Here is a 12,660-nt window from a genome sequence, read left to right as displayed (position 1 = left end):
CAGCCGTAACGCGGTGTTTAGCCAAAGTGATAATAAGAGACAGCTAAATGAAAAGAGCCGTAAATGCCCTACAAAATTTCGGAAAATCGCTCTACGGCCCGGTGTTAATTTTACCCATCGTCGGTTTGTTTATCGCGTTTGGTAATGTGCTGGGCAATGGCAATCTTGCGGAATACCTCCCTTTCCTGGGCCACCCTTCCATCCAGCACATCGGCGTTTTGATCTCGAAATCAGCCGTTTCCGTGCTGGCCAACCTCGCGCTGGTATTCGGCGTGGGCATTCCTATCGGCCTTGCCGCCAAAGATAAAGGCTATGCGGCGCTGATTGGCCTGGTCACGTTCATTGTGTTTATCAACGCGATGAACGTCACCCTGCAGCTACAGGGTGAACTCGCGCCGGCAGACCAAATGCGGGCCGCCGGGCAGAGCATGGTGTTGGGCGTGCAGGTGCTGGAAATGGGCGTTTTCGCGGGCATTCTCACCGGCGCGCTCTCGGGCTACCTCTACAACCGCTACTCAAGCGTTCAGTTTTCCGGGGCGATGGCGATTTATTCCGGCCACTGCTTTGTCGCGATAATTATGCTGCCGGTTTCCATGCTACTGGGCGTAGTAATGAGCGAGATTTGGCCGTTTGCCCAACACGGCATCAGCGCGCTTGCGCTGGCAATTAAGGGTGCGGGCGCAATTGGCGTCGCGATTTACGGCTTCCTTGAACGCATTTTGGTCCCCACCGGGCTGCATCATCTGGTCTACACGCCTTTCCTCTATACCGAGCTGGGCGGCACGGCGGACGTCTGCGGCAGCGTTTATCAGGGCGCGCGCAATATTTACTTCGCGGAAATGGCCTGCCCGAGCGTTCACCAGCTCAGCAGCACCGTGGTGTGGGACGCTCGCGGCATCAGCAAAATGTTTGGCCTGCCCGCCGCCGCGCTTGCGATGTATATGATGGCGAAACCGGAACGTAAGGCCGCGGCGAAGGCGATTCTCATCCCGGCAGCGCTGACCTCGATGCTGGTCGGCGTGACCGAGCCGCTGGAGTTCTCCTTCCTGTTCGTCGCCCCGCTGCTGTTCGTGGTACATGCCGTGCTGACGGGCCTTGGCATGATGCTGTTCTACCTGCTGGGCGTTCACGCCATTGGCGCAAACGGCATTATCGATTTCATTCTTTACAACCTGCCCCTCGGCACCGATAAGTCCAACTGGCCGATGTACATCCTGGTTGGGCTGATTATGTCGGTCATCTACTTCCTGGTGTTCCGCTTCCTGATTCGCCGGTTCGATATGAAAACGCCGGGCCGCGAAGAGGAAAACCAGGAAACCAAACTTTATAGCAAGCAGGAATATCAGGCCAAAGGCAGCAATGACGGCCTGGGCGAAGCCATTGTCGCCGGGCTTGGCGGTCGCGCAAATATTGAAGTGGTCGACAACTGCTACACCCGCCTGCGGGTCACGGTGCGCGATGTTTCAGCTATCGACGAACCCCGCCTGAAATCGACCGGCGCGAAAGGGGTGATCAAGCAGGGTAATAACGTTCAGGTGGTCTACGGGCTGCATGTCAAAAAAATGCGTGAAGCGGTAGAGACGTTTCTCTAAAGGAGTCAACGATGTTTAAACCCCCATTTATTTTGTCCATTGCCGGCGGCGGCAGCACCTACACGCCAGGCATTGTTAAAAGTCTGATGGTTCGTCTGCAGGATTTTCCGCTGGCCGAAATTCGCCTTTACGATATCGACGGCGAGCGCCAGTCGGTGATTGCGCCGGTGGTGGAGAAGGTGATTCGCGACCACAGCCAAAGCATTAAGTTTACCGTGACGACCAATCCGGAAGTGGCCTTCAGCGGTGCTCATTTTGTCTTCGCACAGATGCGCGTCGGGCAGTACAAAATGCGCGAGCAGGACGAAAAAATCCCGCTTCGCCACGGCGTGGTCGGACAGGAAACCTGCGGCCCCGGCGGCCTGGCCTACGGTCTGCGCACCATTTTACCGATGGTCGAACTCTGCGATTTAGTCGAACGCTACGCGCATCAGAAAGCCTGGATTGTTAATTACTCCAACCCTGCGGCCATTGTGGCAGAAGGTGTACGCCGCCTGCGCCCTAACGCTCGCGTGCTGAACATCTGTGATATGCCGGTTGCAGCGATGCGCAATATGGGGGCCATCCTCGGCGTTGATCGCCACCAGCTGGTCGTTGACTACTTCGGCCTGAATCATTTCGGCTGGTTTACCCGCGTGCTGGTGGACGGAGAAGACCGCCTGCCGGAGCTGCGCCGCCACATTGCGAAATTCGGCCTGCTGACCGAAGACGCCGCGCAAACTGACCCGCAGCACTCCGACCCGTCGTGGGTGAAAACGTGGCGTCACATCAAGCCGATTATGGATCATTTCCCGGAATACCTGCCGAACCCGTATCTGCAGTATTACCTGATGCCAAACGACATCGTGGAGCATCAGAATCCTGACTATACCCGCGCCAATGAAGTGATGGACGGCCGTGAGAAAAAGCTGTTCGCGGCGGCCGCCGAATATAAAGAAACGGGAATTTTGCCGGACGCGTTCCACGTTGGCGTACACGGCGCCTTTATTGTCGACGTCGCCTGCTCGCTGGCCTTCGATTTACGCCAGCGCCACCTGGTGATTGTCGAAAACAAAGGCGCTATTGCCAACCTGCCTTATGACGCCATGGTTGAAGTTCCGGCCTATATCACCTCAGAAGGCCCGGAGCCGGTGCGCATGGGCGCGGTTCCCCTTTTCCACCAGACGCTGCTGATGCAGCAGCTGGCCTCCGAGCAGCTGCTGGTGGAGGCAACCATTGAAGGCAGCTACGAAAAAGCGTTGCAGGCATTTACGCTAAACCGCACCGTGCCGACCATGCAGCATGCGAAGGCCATTCTCGATGACATGATTGAAGCTAACCGCGACTACTGGCCGCAGCTTCAGCAGGCGTGGAAAGACGGTGAAGCGGTGAAATAACGTTTTTTATCAGGAAATTCGAGGTACCTCGCGTGCCTGTACATGGTTGCTTGTCGGTTTGCCTAAAAACACCGACAATCCGAAAGTGACTAACGATTCGGAGGCAACCATGTCCACCTCTTTCTTTGTCGCGGGCGACTGGCTCGCAGAACATATTACCGACGCGGATATCCAGATTCTGGATGCCCGCATGGCCCCTCCAGGCCAGGAACACCGCGATGTCCCTGGCGAATACCGCGCGGGGCATTTGCCCGGCGCGGTATTTTTCGATATCGAAGCCCTGTCCGATCACACAAGCCCCCTGCCGCATATGATGCCGCGCGCGGAAGCCTTCGCCGTTGCCATGCGCGAGCTGGGCATTAGCAGCGACAAACATCTTATCGTTTACGATGAAGGCAACCTTTTCTCCGCGCCACGCGCCTGGTGGATGCTGCGCAGCTTTGGCGTTGAAAACGTTTCGATTCTGGCAGGCGGGCTGGCCGAGTGGCAGCGCGAGGAATTTCCGCTGCAGGAAGGTGAAGTCGAGCTCCCAGAGGGCGAATTTGACGTTAACTTCGATCCGGAAGTTATCAAACGCCTGACGGACGTTCTGCTGGTCAGCCACGAAGGCACCGCGCAGCTGGTGGATGCCCGCCCGGCGGCACGGTTCAACGCCGAAGTAGACGAACCGCGCCCGGGCCTGCGCCGCGGGCACATTCCAGGCGCGTTGAACGTGCCGTGGGGCGATTTAGTGGAAAACGGCCAGCTGAAAACTACCGATGAACTTAGCGAAATCTTTGCCCGCCAGGGCGTGAGCTTCGACAAGCCGGTTATCGCCAGCTGTGGCTCGGGCGTCACCGCCGCCGTAGTTGTCCTGGCACTGACGACGCTCGGCGTTAACGGCGTTTCGCTGTACGACGGCTCATGGAGTGAATGGGGCGCGCGTGCTGATTTACCCGTTGAACCGGCGCAATAATGGATAACCGGCTGGCGGGGCTGCTGGATCGAGGGGATGCGCTCACCCGCGCGGAGTACCGCGTGCTTGCGCATCTCACGGCTCACCCGCTGCTGGTTGGAAATATCACCGTTCGCGAACTGGCGCAGGCAACGTTCGTTTCCAGCGCGACAATTATGCGCCTGTGCCAGAAGCTGGGCTTTAGCGGCTACAGCGAGTTTATCTGGCACTGCAAGCAGCTGCTTTCCGGCACGCCGCACATTGCGCATCAGCCAGCCCCCTCGCCCGCCGCGCTACCGGTGTTATTTGACCAGTTTGTAGCAAATTACCAGCAGACCTTCCGATGGGTAACGCCCGATCTGATGGCGCAGTTTGCTACGCTGCTGCGTGAAAAAGAGAGCTTCTTTTTGTACGGCGCGGGGTTCTCCTACCTCTTTGCTGAGTATCTGACCAAAAAGTTGCAGGTATTGGGCAAGACCGCGTTTATCTCAGGCCCAGGGGATAGCCGGGGAATTTTTCTCAGCAACGCGTCGAAGTATGAGGTGTTTATCGCCATTTCGCGCAGCGGCGAAACGGAACAGGTATTGGATAAGGCAAAGATTGCGCAAAACGTGGGGATGTCGATCGTAGCCTTTACACGCGCCTCGCCCAATAGCCTGGCGGAGCTTGCCGACGTGCATTTCTCGCTTTATGACGAGGCGATCCACTTCGCGGCGGAAGCCGCTGGGATCACCTCGTTTGAGTCTAACCTTGTGATGCTGATCGATCTGCTGCTATTACAGGCAACGGCTTAACCGTCAATTCAATAGGGTGGAAAAGCGCGGCGCCTTCCACCAGCAGGTTTAGATTATGCGGTTGGTTTTAAAATCGCGCAGGAAGCTGCCCCAGCGGCGTTCGTAAAACGGGGTGATGTGCGCCAGCATAAAGTGGCTGATGCCTTTTTCCCCTTCCGCTATCAGGCAAATATCCACCGGCTCATCGCCCGGCAGGGTATCCGTTGCCACGCTGCCCGCCTGACGGATAATCGCGTCGATATCACCATCGGCTTCGATGCCGATCAGCAGGTTTGGCCGTTCGTCGGCATGCTCTTTGATGGAGCACAAAAACGCGCGCTTCACGGTTTTCAGGCTTTTGAACAGCGTGGTAAGCGACTCAACCATCTGCGCTGGCGGCTCGGCGACCTCAGAAAGCAGCAGTGACGTGCCGCCTTCCAGTACCTCCTGTTGGCTCAGCGGATCGCCTTCCGCGCTTACCAGGTGGCTTATTTCACGCGGGGTGAACTCTTTGCCGGTCGGCAGCTTGGCGTTGAGGAACAGGCTTTCGCCGAGCGTCATTTCAAACAAGGTGCGCACGGGCATGGCAACAAAAGCCTGCTCGTGGCTGATAGCCTGCTGCAATGCCTCTAGCGAGGTGAAAAAAGGAATGACGGAGGTGCCGTCATCTTTTTCCCAATGCTGCAGCTCAACCGCGCTGTCGGCGTCAACTGCCTCGCCTTCCGCCGCTTCACCCGGCACCCAAACGGTGGATTCCAGCAATACGCGGAAGAATGCCGGGCGGTGAGCAGGCTCGGTCGCCGCCTGCTCTAGCAGGGTTTCTAGTTCGTTTTTTGGTTCTGACATTGTGGTTCCGAATTTTTTCTCCCTCTCCAGGGGGAGAGGGAGTTGATCGAATGAATTACTTACCGGTCAACAAATTAGCAATCGCGCGCACGCCCAGGCCCGTTGCGCCCGCAGACCACTGTTCAACCGCGCCTTTGCGGTAGGTTGCCGAGCAGTCGATGTGCAGCCAGCCTTCATGATAGTTTTCCACGAAGTGGGACAGGAAGCCCGCCGCCGTGCTCGCGCCCGCCGGGAAGGAGGCGTTAGAGGTGTTGTTGAGCTCGGCAAAGTTCGACGGCAGCTGGCTGCGGTGGAACTCGGCCAGCGGCAGACGCCAGAACGGTTCGTTCTCGGCGGCAGCGCTTTCCAGCAGGCGGCCAACCAGCGCGTCGTCGAAGCTGAACAGCGCGTGGTAGTCGTTACCCAGCGCGGTTTTTGCCGCACCCGTCAGGGTTGCGCAGTCAATAATAAGCTCAGGTTTTTGCGCGCTCGCGTCGATCAGGCCATCGGCCAGCACCAGGCGGCCTTCCGCGTCGGTGTTCATCACCTCAACGGTTTTGCCGTTGCGGTATTTGATGATGTCGCCAAGCTTGAAGGCATTGCCGCTCACCATGTTATCCGCGCAGCACAGGAACAGCTTAACGCGCTTGTTCAGGCCACGGGTAATGGCGAACGCCAGCGCACCGGTAATGGTAGCCGCGCCGCCCATGTCGGACTTCATGGAGTCCATAAACGCGCTTTGTTTCAGGCTGTAGCCGCCGGAATCAAAGGTAATACCTTTGCCGACCAGCGACGCATACACCGGGGCCTCGGGGTTGCCGGTTGGGTTGTAGTCCAGCGCCAGCAGTACCGGCGGGCGTTCAGAGCCGCGGCCAACGGTGTGGATGCCCATATAGTTTTGCTCGCGCAGGTCTTCACCTTTGGTGATGCGGTAGGAAACGTGGTCGCAGGCGACGTCGCACAGCAGGTCAACCGCGCGGGAGGCAAGCTGCTCCGGACCGAGTTCTTCCGCCGGAGCGTTAATGGTGTTGCGCACCCAGTCGATGATTTTCAGGCGGTTATCCAGCTCTTTCTGCTCGGCTTCGCCAAGCTGCGCCCACTCGACTTTACGGGTGCCTTTTGGCGCGCGATAGCCCTGCCAGAACGCCCAGCTTTTCTCTACGTCCCAGCCATCACCTGCAAGCTGTACGTGCTTAAGGCCCTGGCCGTCGATTTTACGGCCCGCGCGCTGGATAAGCCCCAGGTCGTCTTTACCGGTAAGGTGCAGGGTAATGCCTTCATCATTAATGCTATAGGTGGCTTTTTCGCCCCAACGCGCATCGGCAGGCGACGTGGACAGCGTAATTTTCATGGCTTCTGACATGTTGTTTTCCTTATATTTTTTCAGCACATGCACAATGTGAAACGGGCCGCCTGAGGCAGCCCGCTTGGTTTAACTATTCTGCTTCATCTAACCAGACTAACAGAATCGCTTCCAGAATTTTTTCGTTGGATGCGTTTGGATTGTCGTCAAAATCTTCCAAATCGCAGACCCACTGGTGCAGATCGGTAAAGCGCACCGTTTTCGGATCGAGATCCGGACGGCTGTCGTACAGCGCTTCGCCGATCTCGCGGCTATCGGTCCATTTCAGTCCCATGGTCGGCTCCCGTTAGTGCTCGCGCGCGTGGTTGATGGTGTAGCGCGGCATCTCCACGACCAGGTCTTCGTCGGTGACGCGAGCCTGGCAGCTCAGACGGCTTTCCGGCTCCAGACCCCAGGCCTTGTCCAGCATGTCGTCTTCGTCTTCCGTGCTTTCGGCAAGGGAGTCGAAGCCTTCACGCACGACGCAGTGGCAGGTGGTGCAGGCGCAGGATTTTTCACAGGCGTGTTCAATCTCGATGCCGTTGCGCAGGGCAACGTCAAGAATGGTTTCACCGACATTCGCTTCCAAAACTGCGCCATCTGGACACAGGTCCTGATGAGGCAGAAAAACAATCTTTGGCATGTTAAACCTCGTCCACGGAGTGGCCTTTCAGCGCCTTACGGATTGATTCATCCATACGACGTGCGGCGAAATCCTGGGTTTGTTTGTCTACGTTTTTAATGGCTTGTTCAATTGCGTCGGTATCACTACCTGCGGCGGCGGCGCTAAGCGCTGCCATCGCGGTATCGATTTCCGCACGCTCTGCGGCGCTTAACAGCGCGGCATCCGTGGCTAACGCACCCTGCAGGCTTTCCAGCACGCGGGCGGCGTCAACTTTTTGCTCGGCAAGCATGCGCGCTTTCACGTCATGCTCGGCGAAGCTCATCGAGTCCTGGATCATGGTGGCGATTTCGCCATCGCTCAGGCCATAGGACGGCTTCACCTGAATGGAAGCTTCAACGCCGGTGGATTTTTCCATGGCGGTGACGCTGAGCAGGCCATCCGCATCAACCTGGAAGGTGACACGAATGTGCGCCCCACCCGCGGGCATCGCCGGGATGCCGCGCAGCGTGAAGCGCGCCAGCGAACGGCAGTCCTGGACCAGTTCGCGCTCGCCCTGCATGACGTGGATTGCCATCGCAGTTTGGCCGTCTTTAAAGGTGGTGAAGTCCTGCGCGCGCGCTACGGGAATGGTGGTGTTGCGCGGAATGACTTTTTCCACCAGCCCGCCCATGGTTTCCAGGCCCAGCGACAGCGGAATGACGTCAAGCAGCAGCATTTCGCTATCCGGCTTGTTGCCCACAAGTATATCGGCCTGAATAGCAGCGCCGATGGCGACAACTTTGTCCGGGTCGATGGAGGTCAGGGGCGTGCGGCCAAAGAATTCGCCCACGCGTTCGCGCACTAGCGGCACGCGGGTTGACCCGCCTACCATCACCACTTCGAGCACGTCTTCTGCTTCTACCGCCGCGTCTTTCAGCGCGCGTCGGCAGGCTAGCAGGGTTCTTTTCACCAGCGCGGCAATCAGATCGTTGAACTGTTCGCGGGTGACGGTGCCCGTCCAGCCAGCCACTTCTACGGTTGTGCTTTCAGCGTCGCTTAGTGCGATTTTGGCGGCGATTGCGGCGTCCAGCAGCTGGCGCTGCACGCGGTCATCGCTGCGATCGGCAATGCCCGCCTGTTCGCGCAACCAGTCGGCCAGCAGGTGGTCGAAGTCATCGCCGCCAAGCGCAGAGTCGCCGCCGGTCGCCAACACTTCAAACACGCCGCGGCTCAGGCGCAGAATGGAAATATCAAAGGTTCCGCCGCCCAGGTCGTAGACGGCGATAACGCCCTCTTTGCCGGAATCCAGGCCGTAGGCGATAGCCGCTGCGGTAGGCTCATTGAGCAGACGCAGCACGTGCAGGCCAGCCAGACGCGCGGCGTCCTTAGTGCCCTGGCGCTGCGCGTCGTCGAAATAGGCAGGGACGGTGATCACCACGCCATCAAGCTCGCCTTCCAGCGCTTCGGTAGCACGGGCGGAAAGCGCCTTGAGGATGTCGGCGGAAATACGAATAGGGTTGAGCAATCCCGCAGGGGTTTCGATCATCGGCAGCCCGTTTTCACTGGCTTTGAGATCGTAAGGAAGATGGGGATAGCGCGCCTGAATATCGGCCAGCGAGCGGCCCATCAGACGTTTTACGGAACTGACGGTGTTTGCCGGGTCGAGTGCAGCCTGCGCACGCGCGTCCCAGCCCACGTTCAGGCCGCCTTGCTGGTAGTGTACGACCGAAGGTAACAGATGGCGCCCTTGATGGTCAGCCAGAGTTTCGGCTTGCCCACTGCGCACGGTGGCCACCAACGAGTTGGTGGTACCTAAGTCGATGCCCGCAGCCAGTTTACGCTGGTGCGGCGCGGCGCTCAGGCCGGGCTCACTGATTTGTAATAACGCCATTTTGAGCTTCCAGTTAAAAATCGAGCAGCTTTTCTTCGAGTTGTTCTATTTGGCTGCGCAGTTTATCGAGAAAACGCAGTTTACGCACGGTGTCTGCGGCCTGCGTCCAGTCCTGGTTATCCAACTGCTTTACCATCTGCTCGCTGCGGGTTTTCACCATCGCGTTAACGCCTTCGGCGAAGCTTTCCAGACGATCGGAGTCCTTCGCCTGCTCGATGTTATCAAGCTCTTCGCGCAGTTCGAGCTGCTCCATCAGGAACGCGGTGTCGCGCACGGTATGCTGCTCGTTAGCGAGGTCAAAACCGTTGAGGGAGAGAATGTACTCGGCGCGCAGCAGAGGGTGGCGCAGCGTTTGCCAGGCCTGGTTGATGGTCGCAGATTGTTGGACCGCAAGCAGCTGTTCCGCCTGAGGGCGGCTGGCATACTTGTCAGGATGGAACTGGCGTTGCAGCTCCTGGTAACGGGTAGCCAGCAGCTCGGTGTTGACGGTGTAGCCGACCGGTAACCCAAAGAGGGTAAAGTAATCCATAACAGACTCGGGGTTAACGTGGTAAAGCGTCATCCCCCACTGGCGCGGAGGATGAGCTGAAATCAGACGTGGAAGCTTTCGCCGCAGCCGCACTCGTCTTTAACGTTCGGGTTGGTAAATTTAAACCCTTCGTTAAGGCCTTCTTTTACGAAGTCGAGCTCGGTGCCGTCCAAAAATTGCAGGCTTTTACCATCGACGACCACTTTCACGCCTTTGTCTTCGAACACGGTGTCTTCTGCCATCGGTTCGTCTACAAATTCCAGAACGTAAGCCATGCCAGAGCAGCCAGAGGTGCGCACGCCTAAACGAAGGCCAAAACCTTTACCACGGTTGGCTAAAAAGGCATTCACACGAGCGGCAGCACTGTCGCTAAGGGTAATCGACATACAACAACCTCAATTAATTTTTCTTCATACTTTGAGCGGCAGGGGCGTTGGCTGCTCTCACTCACCCCAGTCACTTACTTTAGTAAGCCCCTGAGGATTCCTGAGCTTGCCGCCTACCTGCTACTCAAATTATTTTGAAAAAGTCTCTAATTTACTATTTCGCTTCACGTTTGCTTTTGTAATCCGCGATAGCCGCTTTGATGGCGTCTTCCGCAAGGATTGAGCAGTGAATTTTCACCGGCGGCAGCTCGAGTTCGTCTGCGATATCGGTGTTTTTGATCGCCTGCGCTTCGTCCAGGGATTTCCCCTTAACCCACTCGGTGACCAGCGAGCTTGAAGCAATCGCCGAGCCGCAGCCGTAGGTTTTGAAACGCGCGTCTTCAATAATACCTTCATTGTTGACTTTGATCTGCAACTTCATCACGTCGCCACAGGCCGGTGCACCCACCATGCCGGAACCTACGCTCTCGTCGCTGTTGTCGAAAGAACCGACGTTGCGTGGATTCTCGTAGTGATCAATTACTTTTTCGCTGTAAGCCATTTTTATCTCCTGAAGCCGAAATCGACGATTAGTGGTGAGCCCATTCGATGGAATTAATATCCACGCCCTGCTTGAACATTTCCCACAGCGGAGAAAGGTCGCGCAGACGGCCGATGGATTTACGTACCAGCTCGATGGTGTAGTCGATCTCTTCTTCAGTGGTAAAACGACCCAAAGAGAAACGGATGGAGCTGTGAGCAAGCTCGTCACTCATACCCAGCGCGCGCAGCACGTAAGACGGCTCGAGGCTTGCAGAGGTACAGGCGGAACCTGAAGAAACCGCGAGGTCTTTCAGCGCCATGATCAGAGACTCACCTTCAACGTAGTTAAAGCTCACGTTAAGGATATTCGGTGCGCCGTGTTCCAGGTCACCGTTCAGATACACTTCTTCCATATCCTTCACGCCGTTCCACAGACGGTTCCGCAGCGCGCGCAGACGGGCCATTTCGGACTCCATCTCTTCTTTCGCGATACGGTAAGCTTCGCCCATGCCGACGATCTGGTGAACAGGCAGAGTGCCTGAACGCATGCCGCGCTCGTGGCCGCCACCGTGAACCTGCGCTTCGATACGAATACGCGGCTTACGACGAACGTACAGTGCGCCAATGCCTTTAGGACCGTAGATTTTGTGACCGGAGAAGGACATCAAATCCACTTTCAGCTCGGCCAGATTAATAGGCAATTTGCCCACGCTCTGGGTCGCATCTACGTGATAGATAACGCCACGCGCACGGCACATTTCGCCGATTGCCGCGATATCCTGCACCACGCCGATTTCGTTATTGACGTGCATGATGGAAACCAGAATGGTGTCGTCACGCATGGCCGCTTCCAGCTGCTGTAGGTCAACGATGCCGTTGCTCTGTGGCGCCAGATAAGTCACCTCGAAACCTTCGCGCTCAAGCTGGCGGCAGGTATCAAGGACGGCTTTATGTTCGGTTTTCACGGTAATGATGTGCTTGCCTTTCTTCTGGTAGAAGTTGGCGGCACCTTTAATCGCGAGGTTGTCAGATTCAGTTGCGCCTGAGGTGAAGACGATTTCACGTGGGTCAGCGCCCACCAGGTCTGCGATTTGGTTACGAGCGATATCTACCGCTTCTTCTGCCTGCCACCCGAAACGGTGTGAGCGAGAAGCCGGGTTACCGAAGGTTCCGTCCATCGTTAAAAACTGCATCATCTTCTCGGCAACACGCGGATCGACCGGCGTAGTTGCGGAGTAGTCGAGATAAATCGGTAATTTCATTGCTCTTAAGCTCCGTACATCACTTCAATACGAAGAATCAGGCATAAAAGTTTAGCCGGGTGCGTCGCACCCGAGCCTGATTCTAAAAAGTCTTATAAGTCTGCTTATGCGCGCAGTTTTACGTCGATGGCGTCCTGAGGACGCTGAGTGCGATGGCTTTCATTTTGCTGACGGTCTGCAACATCCATGACTTCCTGGTTATTAACCAGTTCGCCCAGGGTGATGTTGTTCAAGAAACCGGTCAGACGGTCACTAAGATCGCGCCACAGCGCGTGAGTCAGGCACTTATCGCCGCCCTGGCAGCCGCCTTTGCCCTGGCAGCGGGTCGCGTCAACGGATTCATCAACAGCGCTGATGACTTCGCCTACGGCAATGCTTCCTGCATCTTTTCCTAACAGATAACCGCCGCCAGGACCGCGTACGCTGGCAACCAGGCCATTTTTACGCAGACGGGAGAACAACTGCTCCAGATAGGAGAGTGAAATACCCTGACGTTCGGAGATATCAGCCAACGGAACCGGACCCGATTCGGAGTTCAACGCAACGTCGAGCATTGCGGTCACAGCGTAGCGTCCTTTTGATGTCAGTCTCATGTCTTACTTAACCTCAAATAGCCCCTCGAGC

Annotated in this window: 14 protein-coding genes; 4 read left to right on the top strand and 10 right to left on the bottom strand. The window is 57.0% G+C overall.

Annotated elements, in window-relative coordinates; translation table 11 throughout:
• Positions 1 to 47: 47 nt before the first annotated feature.
• The 4 genes from ACSPHG_RS05850 to ACSPHG_RS05835 all read left to right on the top strand — a co-directional run bounded on the left by ACSPHG_RS05850 (position 48) and on the right by ACSPHG_RS05835 (position 4,696).
• A complete protein-coding gene (locus tag ACSPHG_RS05850; RefSeq protein ID WP_435952570.1) occupies positions 48 to 1,592 on the top strand; it encodes a PTS transporter subunit EIIC in 1,545 nt (514 codons plus the stop codon).
• An 11-nt stretch (positions 1,593 to 1,603) separates the two neighbouring features.
• Positions 1,604 to 2,968, top strand: a complete 1,365-nt coding sequence (locus ACSPHG_RS05845; RefSeq protein ID WP_435952569.1) for a 6-phospho-alpha-glucosidase — start codon at positions 1,604 to 1,606, stop codon at positions 2,966 to 2,968.
• Positions 2,969 to 3,077: 109 nt separating this feature from the next.
• Positions 3,078 to 3,923 (top strand): 3-mercaptopyruvate sulfurtransferase, encoded by an 846-nt coding sequence (gene sseA / locus ACSPHG_RS05840; RefSeq protein WP_435952568.1) that lies wholly within the window; start codon positions 3,078 to 3,080, stop codon positions 3,921 to 3,923.
• Positions 3,923 to 4,696, top strand: a complete 774-nt coding sequence (locus tag ACSPHG_RS05835) for a MurR/RpiR family transcriptional regulator (RefSeq protein WP_435952567.1) — start codon at positions 3,923 to 3,925, stop codon at positions 4,694 to 4,696. The genes sseA and ACSPHG_RS05835 overlap by 1 nt, the downstream gene beginning before the upstream one ends.
• 48 nt (positions 4,697 to 4,744) lie before the next feature.
• On the opposite strand, the gene sseB is transcribed toward ACSPHG_RS05835, so the two are convergent.
• From sseB to iscR, 10 genes are all read right to left on the bottom strand, one after another.
• The gene (gene sseB / locus ACSPHG_RS05830) at positions 4,745 to 5,521 is read right to left on the bottom strand and encodes an enhanced serine sensitivity protein SseB (RefSeq protein WP_435952566.1); all 777 of its coding nucleotides are present in this window, start codon (positions 5,519 to 5,521) and stop codon (positions 4,745 to 4,747) included.
• 55 nt (positions 5,522 to 5,576) lie between these two features.
• On the bottom strand, positions 5,577 to 6,863 hold the full coding sequence (gene pepB / locus ACSPHG_RS05825) for an aminopeptidase PepB (RefSeq protein WP_435952565.1): 1,287 nt from the start codon (positions 6,861 to 6,863) through the stop codon (positions 5,577 to 5,579).
• Positions 6,864 to 6,936: 73 nt separating this feature from the next.
• Positions 6,937 to 7,137, bottom strand: coding sequence for a Fe-S cluster assembly protein IscX (gene iscX, locus ACSPHG_RS05820; protein ID WP_435952564.1), 201 nt, complete (start codon positions 7,135 to 7,137; stop codon positions 6,937 to 6,939).
• Positions 7,138 to 7,149: 12 nt separating this feature from the next.
• Positions 7,150 to 7,485, bottom strand: coding sequence for an ISC system 2Fe-2S type ferredoxin (gene fdx / locus ACSPHG_RS05815; protein ID WP_034459208.1), 336 nt, complete (start codon positions 7,483 to 7,485; stop codon positions 7,150 to 7,152).
• A 1-nt stretch (position 7,486) separates the two neighbouring features.
• Entirely contained in the window at positions 7,487 to 9,337 is a 1,851-nt protein-coding gene (gene hscA / locus ACSPHG_RS05810) for a Fe-S protein assembly chaperone HscA (RefSeq protein ID WP_435952563.1), read from the bottom strand.
• A gap of 13 nt (positions 9,338 to 9,350) precedes the next feature.
• Entirely contained in the window at positions 9,351 to 9,866 is a 516-nt protein-coding gene (gene hscB / locus ACSPHG_RS05805) for a co-chaperone HscB (RefSeq protein ID WP_435952562.1), read from the bottom strand.
• Positions 9,867 to 9,928: 62 nt separating this feature from the next.
• Complete coding sequence (gene iscA, locus ACSPHG_RS05800) at positions 9,929 to 10,252, bottom strand: iron-sulfur cluster assembly protein IscA (RefSeq protein WP_435952561.1); 324 nt, start codon at positions 10,250 to 10,252, stop codon at positions 9,929 to 9,931.
• A gap of 154 nt (positions 10,253 to 10,406) precedes the next feature.
• Positions 10,407 to 10,793 (bottom strand): Fe-S cluster assembly scaffold IscU, encoded by a 387-nt coding sequence (iscU, locus tag ACSPHG_RS05795; protein ID WP_005120408.1) that lies wholly within the window; start codon positions 10,791 to 10,793, stop codon positions 10,407 to 10,409.
• A gap of 28 nt (positions 10,794 to 10,821) precedes the next feature.
• Complete coding sequence (gene iscS / locus ACSPHG_RS05790) at positions 10,822 to 12,036, bottom strand: cysteine desulfurase (RefSeq protein WP_435952560.1); 1,215 nt, start codon at positions 12,034 to 12,036, stop codon at positions 10,822 to 10,824.
• A 104-nt stretch (positions 12,037 to 12,140) separates the two neighbouring features.
• The gene (gene iscR / locus ACSPHG_RS05785; RefSeq protein ID WP_435952559.1) at positions 12,141 to 12,629 is read right to left on the bottom strand and encodes a Fe-S cluster assembly transcriptional regulator IscR; all 489 of its coding nucleotides are present in this window, start codon (positions 12,627 to 12,629) and stop codon (positions 12,141 to 12,143) included.
• Positions 12,630 to 12,660 lie beyond the last annotated feature (31 nt).

It is taken from the genome of Dryocola baronae (assembly GCF_051297175.1).
Lineage (GTDB): Bacteria > Pseudomonadota > Gammaproteobacteria > Enterobacterales > Enterobacteriaceae > Dryocola.
This window is presented reverse-complemented; position numbering and strand designations above follow the sequence as displayed.

Bases quoted from the DNA above. Each gene is read 5' to 3' on its own strand.
- ACSPHG_RS05850 (WP_435952570.1), top strand. From the start codon at position 48: ATGAAAAGAGCCGTAAATGCCCTACAAAATTTCGGAAAATCGCTCTAC.
- ACSPHG_RS05845 (WP_435952569.1), top strand. From the start codon at position 1,604: ATGTTTAAACCCCCATTTATTTTGTCCATTGCCGGCGGCGGCAGCACC.
- sseA (WP_435952568.1), top strand. From the start codon at position 3,078: ATGTCCACCTCTTTCTTTGTCGCGGGCGACTGGCTCGCAGAACATATT.
- ACSPHG_RS05835 (WP_435952567.1), top strand. From the start codon at position 3,923: ATGGATAACCGGCTGGCGGGGCTGCTGGATCGAGGGGATGCGCTCACC.
- sseB (WP_435952566.1), bottom strand. From the start codon at position 5,521: ATGTCAGAACCAAAAAACGAACTAGAAACCCTGCTAGAGCAGGCGGCG.
- pepB (WP_435952565.1), bottom strand. From the start codon at position 6,863: ATGTCAGAAGCCATGAAAATTACGCTGTCCACGTCGCCTGCCGATGCG.
- iscX (WP_435952564.1), bottom strand. From the start codon at position 7,137: ATGGGACTGAAATGGACCGATAGCCGCGAGATCGGCGAAGCGCTGTAC.
- fdx (WP_034459208.1), bottom strand. From the start codon at position 7,485: ATGCCAAAGATTGTTTTTCTGCCTCATCAGGACCTGTGTCCAGATGGC.
- hscA (WP_435952563.1), bottom strand. From the start codon at position 9,337: ATGGCGTTATTACAAATCAGTGAGCCCGGCCTGAGCGCCGCGCCGCAC.
- hscB (WP_435952562.1), bottom strand. From the start codon at position 9,866: ATGGATTACTTTACCCTCTTTGGGTTACCGGTCGGCTACACCGTCAAC.
- iscA (WP_435952561.1), bottom strand. From the start codon at position 10,252: ATGTCGATTACCCTTAGCGACAGTGCTGCCGCTCGTGTGAATGCCTTT.
- iscU (WP_005120408.1), bottom strand. From the start codon at position 10,793: ATGGCTTACAGCGAAAAAGTAATTGATCACTACGAGAATCCACGCAAC.
- iscS (WP_435952560.1), bottom strand. From the start codon at position 12,036: ATGAAATTACCGATTTATCTCGACTACTCCGCAACTACGCCGGTCGAT.
- iscR (WP_435952559.1), bottom strand. From the start codon at position 12,629: ATGAGACTGACATCAAAAGGACGCTACGCTGTGACCGCAATGCTCGAC.